The organism is Streptosporangium sp. NPDC006013 (genome assembly GCF_040614275.1).
Taxonomy (GTDB): domain Bacteria; phylum Actinomycetota; class Actinomycetes; order Streptosporangiales; family Streptosporangiaceae; genus Streptosporangium.
The window spans coordinates 1-8,635 of sequence record NZ_JBEXUE010000421.1 but is presented as its reverse complement, the minus strand read 5'-3'; the positions used below and the strand labels follow the sequence as shown (position 1 = coordinate 8,635).

Below are 8,635 nucleotides of genomic sequence, written 5' to 3'. Positions count from 1 at the left end.
GGCGACGCGACGCGGCTGTCCGCCGTCGCGACGGTCAACACGACCGCGGGGGCGGTCGGCCCGGTGCTCGGCGGACTGCTGACCTCCTGGGCCGGGTGGCAGGCCATCTTCTGGGTCAACCTGCCGGTCATGCTGGGGGCGCTGACGCTCGCGTGGCGCGCGATCGGCCCCGAGGAACGACGGCCCGCACGCGGGGGCCTGGTTCGCGCGATCGATCCGGTGGGGGTCGTCCTGTTCGCGGTGACGGTGGTCGGCTTGCTGGATCTGATGCTCGCCCTCCCGGGGGTCTCGGTTCCCGGCTTGGCCGCCGTGGTCGTCGCCGGGACCGGGTTCCTGTGGTGGGAACGGCGTGCCGCCGAGCCGTTCGTGGACGTCCGCGCGCTCGGCGCGGCACCCGGGCTGGTGCCGGTGCTCGGCACGTTCGTGCTGTTCAACCTGGCCTATTACGGCGCGTTCTACGGGCTGCCGCCGTGGTTGCAGACCGCGCTCGGATTCGACGCGGCGCACACCGGGCTGTTGATCATGCCGATCGCGGCCACGAGCGTCGTGGCGACCGTGCTCGGCGGTCCCGTCATGCGCCGGCTCGGCGTCGGGCGGACCCTGCTGGCCGGCGGCGGGCTGCTGCTGGCCGGGGTCGCCGCGATCACCACGTTCGATACGGCGACGCCCGCGTGGGCCATCGTGGTCGACGGCGTGGTGCTCGGCGTGCCGTACGGGCTGTGCAACCTCGGGCTGCAGAGGCTGATGTACGAGCGCGCGCCCGCCGGCATGTCCGGTGTGGTCGGCGGCCTGTTCCAGTCGGCCCGCTATGTCGGCGCGATCCTCGCGGTCGGGCTGGTCGGCGCGTTCGCCCCCGGCGACCCCGCCATGCCCACCGACCCGCGCGCGCTCGCGGTGGCGATGACCGCCGTCGCGGCGGTCGTGATCGTCATACTCGCCTGTGACCTGCGACGATCTCGAAGCGATGAGGTAGTATCCATGAACCGGACGGCTGATCCGCGATGATTCGACCCACGATTGTCAGCATGACCATGACCGTGCCCCGAGATGCCCGCAAACCTGGCCGGACGGTGTCCAGTCGGGTCTTCGCCCTGCTCAACGCCTTCTCTCCGGAGCGGCCCGCACTCCGCCTCGTCGAGCTGACCGCCGCCACCGGGCTACCGGTCTCGACCGTGCACCGCATCGCAGCCGAACTGGTCGAGTTGGGGGCGTTGAAGAAGGGGCGCGACGGGACCTACCGGATCGGGCTGCGCATGTGGGAGCTGGGCTCGCTGTGCCCGCAGCCGCGCACGCTGCGGGACGTGTCGCTGCCGTTCATCCATGACCTCTACGAGGCCACGGCGGAGAACGTCCACCTGGCGGTGCTCGACGGCGACGAGGTCCTCTACGTCGAGCGCGTGTGGGGACCCCGCTCGGTCGGCGTGGCCAGCCGCGTCGGCGGGCGCCAACCGCTGCACGTCACGGGGGTCGGCAAGGTGCTGCTGGCCTACGCGCCGCACGAGCTGCGACAGGCCGTGCTCGCGGCCGGGCTGAAGCGCTACACGCCGCACACGATCGTCATGCCCGGCCTGCTGATGCGGGCGCTGCAGGAAATCCGCGAGACCGGCATCGCCCGGTGCGCCGAGGAGCTGGCGCTGGGCACGGCCTCCGTGGCGGCCCCCATCCACGGGCCCGACGGCCGGGTCGTGGCCGCGCTCTCCGTCGTCTCGCACACCGTCACCCACGCGCGGTCGCTGGCAGCGGTGGAGCCCGCGCTACGGCTGGCGGCGAAGTCGATCTCCCGCGAGCTGGCCAAGGGCTACACGGGCGGGCCGGAGGTCGGCGGCCCGCCCGGCACCGTCACGCCGATCCGGTCAGCAGCGCGGTAGCCGTCCCCGCCCGGACGGCCGCGGCGTCCCCGGGCGCGAGCCTGAGCGCCGCGACCGTGCCGAGCGGGTCGGTGTCGGCGAGTTCGAAGGGGTAGTCCGTGCCGACGAGCACGTGGTCCACGCCGAAGTCCTCGACGAGCCGCCGCAGCAGCGGGGTGGAGAAGGTGGCGGTGTCGTAGTAGAGGCGGCGCAGATAGTCGCTCGGCGGGCGCGGCGTGGTGCGGGCGACCGGCTTGCGCGACCAGCCGAGGTCCAGCCTGCCGAGCAGGGACGGTAGGCACCCGCCACCGTGCGCGAGGCACAGCCGCAGGTCGTGCCGCTCCAGGACACCGCCGAGCACGAGCCGCGAGACGGCGAGCGCGGTCTCCATCGGGTAGCCCGCCAGCTGGGGCAGCCAGTAGTCAGCGAGCCGCGGGCCGCCGGGGACGCTGTTGGGGTGCAGGAAGACGAACGCCCGGCGCTCCGCGAGGAACTCCCACAGCGGCTCGTGCACGGGATCGTCCAGTTCCCTGCCGAGGCCGCGGGTGCCGATGGCGATGCCCGTGCACCCCAGCTCGTCCAGGCAGCGACGGGCCTCGTCCGGCGCGGCCGGCGTGCCGAGCGGTACGTACCCGAGCGGGTCGAGCACCCCGCGATGCCCGGCGAGGAGGTCGGCGAGCGCGTCGTTGCCACGGCGGACCACGGCGAGGACGTCCCGCTCGTCGGCGACGTCGGCGCACGTCACGAACGGCGGCACCGACACGAGCTGGCGGGTGACACCCGTGCGGCGCATGTCCTCCAGCCGCTCGGCGACGTCGTACTGGGCGGGCGGCAACGGGATCGGCGCGCCCTTCGGTATCCCGGACACCAGCGGGTCGATCCTGACCACGCCGCCGGCGAGGCCGGACAGGTCGGCGAGGCCGCGGCCGGACAGCCAGGTCAGCAACGGCGTCGGCAGCGCATGGGTGTGCACGTCGATCACCGGACCGGGCACCGGCGTGATGTCGCTCATCCGGCCACCTCGGCGAGCCGGGCGCGGTCGAGCCGGCCCATGACGTCGCGGAGCAGCCGCTCGGCCGGGACGACGGCGTCGATCGTGACGGGGGCGTCGCGCAGCGCGTCGCGCACGGCCTTCTCCACCGTTTCCCTCGACAGCGTGTCCAGCGGCGCGACGCCCTCGACGAGAACGGCGACGCTCGCGGGGCCGGTCGGGACGACCGCCACCGGATGCCCGGTGTGCCGCGACACGGCGGCTTCCAGGTCGCTCGGACACACGTAGGCGTCTCCGATCCGCAGCACGTCCTGGACGCGGTTCACATAGTGCAGGCAGCCGTCGGCGTCGCACCGGCAGACGTCGCCGGTGCGCAGCCACCCGTCCTCGACCGACGTGCCCGCGGGGAAGGCGTAGGCGTGCGCGGTGGTCGGGCCACGCACCCACAGCTCCCCCGCCTGCCCCGCCGGTAGGTCACGGCCGCCGGGACCGCACACACGGACCTCGGTCCCGGGGAACGGCACGCCGAGCGAGGAGCGGAGTCGCGGGTCCAGGTGGTCGGCCGGCCGGGTCCACGCGATCGTCTTGGGCACCTCGACCTGGCCGAACACCCCGCACAGCACCTCGCCGAACAGCGCGTGCGCACGGTCGATCTCCTCGTCGGTGAACGAGGCCCCGCTGTAGACCACCAACGCCAGGGACGACCAGTCGTGCCCGGCGGCACCGGGGTGGGCCAGCAGGGCGCGCAGCGCGGGCGGCATCGCCATCAGCACGGTCGGGCGGTGCCGGGCGGCGGCCTCCAGCAGCGCGTCAGGGCCAGGACGCTCCGGGACGACGAACGTCCCGCCCAGCATCAGCGTCGGCAGCACCATGTTGCCGAAGCCGCCGGACACCGACTCCGGGCACAGCACGCGCGGCCGTTCCGGCCACGGAAGAGTGTCGCGCAGCGCGGTCGCCGCCGCGCCCAGCACGCCGCCGGACAGCTCGACGCCCTTGACCGGCCCGGTGGTGCCGGAGGTGAACGCCAGCCGTACCACCGCGCTCGCGGGCGCGGCCGCACGTACGGCGGTGCCAGACTCCCCTGCGGCGGTCAGGTCGCGATCGGTCAGCACGCGCACCTCCGGATGGGCCCGCAACCACGCGTCCAGATCCGGGTCGCCCGGCTCGGTGAGTACGGCGTCCGGCGCGACGAGGTCCAGCCGCTCGGCCAGTGCCGCGCCGCGCAGGGCCCCCGGCGACAGCGCGGCCGAGCGGTGGCCCGCCACGTAGCAGGCGGCGTTCACCAGCCACTGCAGCGGGTCGTTGGGCCGGATCTGCAGCACCGTGTCACCCGGCCGCAGGCCGGCCCCGGCCAGCGTGTCTGCCACGCCCAGCACCAGCCGCTCCGCCTCGCGGTAGGTCAGCCCGGCGCTTCCGTGCAGGAACGCGACGTGGCCAGGACGCGCGCGCAGCGCGTCGAGCACCAGCCCGCCGATCGCCGTCACAGCCGCTCGTCCGGCATGACCGTGCCGCAGGACTTACAGGTCCTCGCCGCGACGTCGCCGTAGAACCGCTGGTAGGCGCCTGCCACCGGGTCGGTGCGGTAGTCGCTCACGTGGACGGCCTCCTCGTGGAGGAACTCATCGCAGGCGGGACAGAACCAGCGGAAGCGGTCCAGCTCGCCCGGCCGCCGCAGCCGTTCGATGACCAGCACGAACGCGTCCGGCGCGAACCGGGGCGAGTGGGCGATGCCGGTCGGCGTGAAAATGGTCCCGCCCTCGGGGATCACCGCGATGTCCGAGCCGCCCTCCGGCTTGCGGTAGTGCAGGTCCATGGAGCCCCGCACCATGAACATCACCTCGTCGCTCGGGTTGAGGTGGAACTCGCTGCGGTATTCGCGGCCACGGGCGAGGAAGGCGAGCGACTCGCTCTCCTGCCACAGCACCTTGACCCGTTTGCCGGTCTCCTGCAGTTCGCCGGCCGCCTTCCGCAGCTCGACGATGGGCATCTGGCTGGGGTGCATGGTTACCTCCTGGTGTGCTGCTCAGCCGAGCAGGCCGATGTCGTACACGATCTGGCCGCCGATGACGGTCATCAGGACCTCGATCGCGCGGAGTTGGTCGTCGGGCGCGGTGAGCGGGTCGGCGCTGAGCACAGCCAGGTCGGCGAGCGCGCCCGCGGTGAGTCGGCCCTTCACCTCCTGCTCGCCGGTGTGCGCGGCGCCGGACGTGGTGTAGAGGCGCAGGGCCTCCGCCCGGGTGACCGCCTGCGCGCCCCCCACGACGTCGCCGGCCGCATCGCGCCTGGTCGTCATGGCGTAGATGTTCTGGAACGGGTCGAGGGCGTTGATCGGATAGTCGGTGCCGGCCGCGACACCGTCGAGCCCGAGGCCGTCCACGAGGGCGCGCAGCGGCACGGCGGCCTCGGTGCGGGCGTCGCCGAGGTGGCCGGCGATGGCCGCCCGGTTGCGCCACAGGAACGGGATCTGCGCGGCCACCTGGACGCCCAGCGCGCGGGCGCGGGCGATCTGGTCAGGCTGGATCAGGCTGGCGTGGATGAGCACGTCCGGCTGGAGGCCCCGGTGCCGGGTGGCCTCATAGACATCGAGCGCGACGTCGATCGCGGCGTCGCCCACCACGTGCGTGCCGACCGCCCAGCCCGCGCGGTGCGCCGCGCCGACCAGCTCGGCCAGCCGGTCCCGGTCGGCGATCAGCTCGCCGTGATAGCCGGGACGGGTGAGGTACGGCTCGCGCGTGGCCGCCGTGCCGAGTGTCATACCGCCGTCCACCTGGAGCTTTATACCCCGGGTGAGGTAGTGCTGACCAATGGGCGCGGGCGGGCCGGAGGCCAGCGCCGCCTCCCAGTCCGCGAGCGGGAGCGACGGGTTGAGCTCGCCGGTCGGCGTGACCATCGCGGCCACGCGGAGCGTGGACCGTCCGTCCATGGCCAGCCTGCGCACCGCCTCGACGTCTCCCGGCGGGAGCGTACCCGCCACGACCGAGGTGATGCCGCGCCGGTTGAGCACTCGCATGGCGGCGGTGAGCTGGGCGGCCCGCTCCTCGCGGGTCCAGTCCGGTACCACCCGGGCGACGGTGTGCATGGCGCCCTCGACCAGTCTGCCGTCGTGCCCGTCCGGGTCGATGCCGGCCCGTTCCAGCGCGGCGGTGCTGGCCGTCGCGGCGTGGCCCTCTGGCAGGTACACCGGGCGTCCGCCCGCCGCGCGGTCCAGCTCGCGCCGGTCGGGCCCGCGGCCCTCGGCGAGCTGGAGCGCCGGGTTCCACGGCTGCCCCTGCACCCATGCGCCGGGTTCGCGGGTGGCGGCCAGTGTGGCGATCCGGTCCAGTGCGGCGTCGAGCGTGCGGACGCCCGCGAACGACACGGTGTGCCCGTCCATGCCCGCATTCTCGAAGTGGCAGTGCGAGTCGGTCAGCCCGGGGATCACGGCGCGGCCCGCGAGCCGTACCACCCTGGTGGACGGGCCGGCCAGGCGTCCGACGTCGGCGTCCGGGCCGACCGCGGACACCCGGCCACCGGTCACCGCGACCGCCTCGGCGACCGTGCCGCGCGCGTCCAGCGTGTGCACCCGGCCGCCGAGCAGGACCAGGTCGGTCATGACCGGATCACGGCGGCGACGCACTCGACCTCGACCTGCACGCCGGTGCGGTGCGGGGTCGCGATGACCGTGGTCCGCGCGGGAAAGTGCGGGCCGCCCTCGAAGAACTCGCGGTAGACGGCGTTGAACACCGGGAAGTTCGCCACGTCCCGCACGAAGCAGGTGCACTTGAGGATGGTCTCCCGGCTGCCGCCCGCCGCCTCGACGACCGCGACCAGGTTGGCGAGCGTCTGCCTGACCTGCTCGGCGAAGTCGTCGGAGACGATGGTGCGGGTTTCCGGGTCAAGCGGCCCGGTGCCCGAACAGTAGATGGTGTCGCCGTGCACGATCGCCTGGGAAAGCGGTGCGGCCGTTCCCGTGGAGAAGCCCACGGTGGGTGCGTTGCGGGTGCTGACGGCTCGGATATCGGTCATTGTCTGCTCCTTGCGAGTCGGACGTGCGGATCGCGGTGGGGCGGCCCCCGTCACGAGATCTCCATGATGACGGCCTTGGGTTCGGTGAAGAACTCCCGGCTGTACGTTCCGCCCTCGCGGCCGACGCCGGAGTTCTTCGCGCCGCCGAAGGGCGCGCGGAGGTCCCTGACGAAGAAGCAGTTCGCCCAGACGGTGCCGACCCGCAGCGCGCGTGCGACACGATGGGCGCGGGAGAGGTCCTGGGTGAACAGCATGGCGTTCAGGCCGTACGGCGTGTCGTTGGCCGCCGTCACCGCGTCCGCCTCGTCGTCGAACGGGAGCACGACCACGACGGGCCCGAAGATCTCCTCCTGGGTGACCCGGTCGCGCTGCCCCGCGCCGACCACCACGGTCGGCCGCACGGCCCAGCCCTCGCCCACGCCGCCCGTGTGCAGCCGCGCGCCGGCCGCCGTCGCGATGTCGAGGTAACCGGCCACCTTCGTGAAGTGCTCACGGGAGGACAGCGGGCCGATCTGCGTCGCCGGGTCCTTTGGGTCGCCGAACACGAGCGCGTCGGCCGCGGCGGTGAACCTGGCCAGGAACTCGTCGTACACCTCGCGCTGCACGTACAGTCGGCTGCCGGCCAGGCAGACCTGCCCGCTGTTGCTGAACACCGCCTGGATGGACCAGCCGACCGCCTGGTCGAGGTCCGCGTCGGCGAAGACGATGTTGGCGCCCTTGCCGCCCAGCTCCAGGCTCACCGGGGTCAGGTTGGCCGCCGCGGCCTTGGAGATCAGCCGGCCGGTGGCCGACTCGCCGGTGAAGGTGATCCGGTCGACCAGCGGCGACTCGGTCAGCGCCTGGCCCACCGAGTTCGGCCCGAACCCGTGGACGACGTTGAGCACGCCGGGCGGCAGGCCGGCCTCGATCGCCAGCCGGGCCAGGATGGTGGCCGAGGCGGGCGACTGCTCGGCGGGCTTGAGCACGACCGTGTTCCCCCACGCCAGCGCGGGCGCGACCTTCCAGCTCGCCATCATGAGCGGGAAGTTCCACGGCGCGATGGCGGCCACGACGCCCGCGGGGTCGTACTGGGTGTAGGCGTGGTGCCCGGTCGGCATCGGGAACGTCTCGGCGGGGGTGATCTGGGCGTGGTCGGCGAAGAACCGGAAGTTCCGCGCCGCGCGGGGGACGTCGTGGCCCGCGGTCTGGGTGATCGGCTTGCCCATGTCCGTGGTGTCGGCCGCCGCCAACTCGTCGATGTGCTTCTCCAACAGGTCGGCGAGGCGGTGCAGGATCGCGCCGCGCTCGGCGAAGCTCATCCGCGGCCACGGGCCCTCGTCGAAGGCCGACCGCGCGGCGCGTACGGCGCGCCCCGCGTCGCCGGCCGAGCCGAGCGCCACCGTGGCCCACGGCTCCCGCGTCCACGGGTCCACGGACTCGAACGCCGTCCCATCGGCTGAGGCGACCTCCTCGCCCGCGATGACGTGCCCGAACGATTCCACCACTGGTCCTCCTCTTTCTCGTTGTGTCGTAAACTCTCGGCGTGCGACCAGCGCACGCTCAACAGGCGTTTTCCATTCGGCGGGAAACACGGTCAGCGGCCACGCACCGCGCGCGACCACTCCGCCCACCGCCGCCCGAACTCGGGCGAGCGCACTGCCCGGATCTGTTCGGCGATCTCCCGGTCGACCGCCTCCGCGAACCCGCCACCGGCCGCCGCGGCGATCAGGCGCTTGGTCGCCCTCGCCGGCCGTTGCCACCGCTGCGGCTGCTCTTGCGCCATGTGGAAGGCCGGTGGTGCCGCGGTCTACGC

Annotated in this window: 9 protein-coding genes; 2 read left to right on the top strand and 7 right to left on the bottom strand. The window is 73.4% G+C overall.

All coding sequences use genetic code 11. The features are described from left to right. Both ABZ260_RS40020 and ABZ260_RS40015 read left to right on the top strand, forming a co-directional pair. Window positions 1-1,005: MFS transporter (locus ABZ260_RS40020; protein WP_355628026.1), on the top strand; the 1,005-nt coding region annotated here is incomplete at its 5' end. Window positions 1,006-1,025: 20 nt separating this feature from the next. Further along, window positions 1,026-1,868, top strand: a complete 843-nt coding sequence (locus tag ABZ260_RS40015; RefSeq protein WP_355628023.1) for an IclR family transcriptional regulator — start codon at window positions 1,026-1,028, stop codon at window positions 1,866-1,868. Here ABZ260_RS40015 and ABZ260_RS40010 read toward each other — a convergent pair. The 7 genes from ABZ260_RS40010 to ABZ260_RS39980 all read right to left on the bottom strand — a co-directional run bounded on the left by ABZ260_RS40010 (window position 1,840) and on the right by ABZ260_RS39980 (window position 8,605). Further along, a complete protein-coding gene (locus ABZ260_RS40010) occupies window positions 1,840-2,859 on the bottom strand; it encodes an amidohydrolase family protein (protein ID WP_355628020.1) in 1,020 nt (339 codons plus the stop codon). The genes ABZ260_RS40015 and ABZ260_RS40010 overlap by 29 nt on opposite strands. After that, window positions 2,856-4,322, bottom strand: coding sequence for an AMP-binding protein (locus ABZ260_RS40005; RefSeq protein ID WP_355628017.1), 1,467 nt, complete (start codon window positions 4,320-4,322; stop codon window positions 2,856-2,858). The genes ABZ260_RS40010 and ABZ260_RS40005 overlap by 4 nt, the downstream gene beginning before the upstream one ends. Continuing rightward, on the bottom strand, window positions 4,319-4,840 hold the full coding sequence (locus tag ABZ260_RS40000; protein ID WP_355628015.1) for a hypothetical protein: 522 nt from the start codon (window positions 4,838-4,840) through the stop codon (window positions 4,319-4,321). The genes ABZ260_RS40005 and ABZ260_RS40000 overlap by 4 nt, the downstream gene beginning before the upstream one ends. A 21-nt stretch (window positions 4,841-4,861) precedes the next feature. Next, window positions 4,862-6,430, bottom strand: coding sequence for an amidohydrolase (locus tag ABZ260_RS39995; protein WP_355628012.1), 1,569 nt, complete (start codon window positions 6,428-6,430; stop codon window positions 4,862-4,864). Next, window positions 6,427-6,843, bottom strand: a complete 417-nt coding sequence (locus ABZ260_RS39990; protein ID WP_355628009.1) for a RidA family protein — start codon at window positions 6,841-6,843, stop codon at window positions 6,427-6,429. Before ABZ260_RS39990 ends, ABZ260_RS39995 begins: the two co-directional genes overlap by 4 nt. A 50-nt stretch (window positions 6,844-6,893) precedes the next feature. Then, window positions 6,894-8,327, bottom strand: coding sequence for an aldehyde dehydrogenase (locus tag ABZ260_RS39985; RefSeq protein WP_355628006.1), 1,434 nt, complete (start codon window positions 8,325-8,327; stop codon window positions 6,894-6,896). Between the two features lie 89 nt (window positions 8,328-8,416). Beyond that, on the bottom strand, window positions 8,417-8,605 hold the full coding sequence (locus ABZ260_RS39980) for a hypothetical protein (protein WP_355628004.1): 189 nt from the start codon (window positions 8,603-8,605) through the stop codon (window positions 8,417-8,419). Between the last annotated feature and the right edge of the window lie 30 nt (window positions 8,606-8,635).

Excerpts from the sequence above, each read along its gene's own strand:
- ABZ260_RS40015 (WP_355628023.1), top strand. The coding sequence starts at position 1,026 with ATGACCATGACCGTGCCCCGAGATGCCCGCAAACCTGGCCGGACGGTG.
- ABZ260_RS40010 (WP_355628020.1), bottom strand. The coding sequence starts at position 2,859 with ATGAGCGACATCACGCCGGTGCCCGGTCCGGTGATCGACGTGCACACC.
- ABZ260_RS40000 (WP_355628015.1), bottom strand. The coding sequence starts at position 4,840 with ATGCACCCCAGCCAGATGCCCATCGTCGAGCTGCGGAAGGCGGCCGGC.
- ABZ260_RS39995 (WP_355628012.1), bottom strand. The coding sequence starts at position 6,430 with ATGACCGACCTGGTCCTGCTCGGCGGCCGGGTGCACACGCTGGACGCG.
- ABZ260_RS39990 (WP_355628009.1), bottom strand. The coding sequence starts at position 6,843 with ATGACCGATATCCGAGCCGTCAGCACCCGCAACGCACCCACCGTGGGC.
- ABZ260_RS39980 (WP_355628004.1), bottom strand. The coding sequence starts at position 8,605 with ATGGCGCAAGAGCAGCCGCAGCGGTGGCAACGGCCGGCGAGGGCGACC.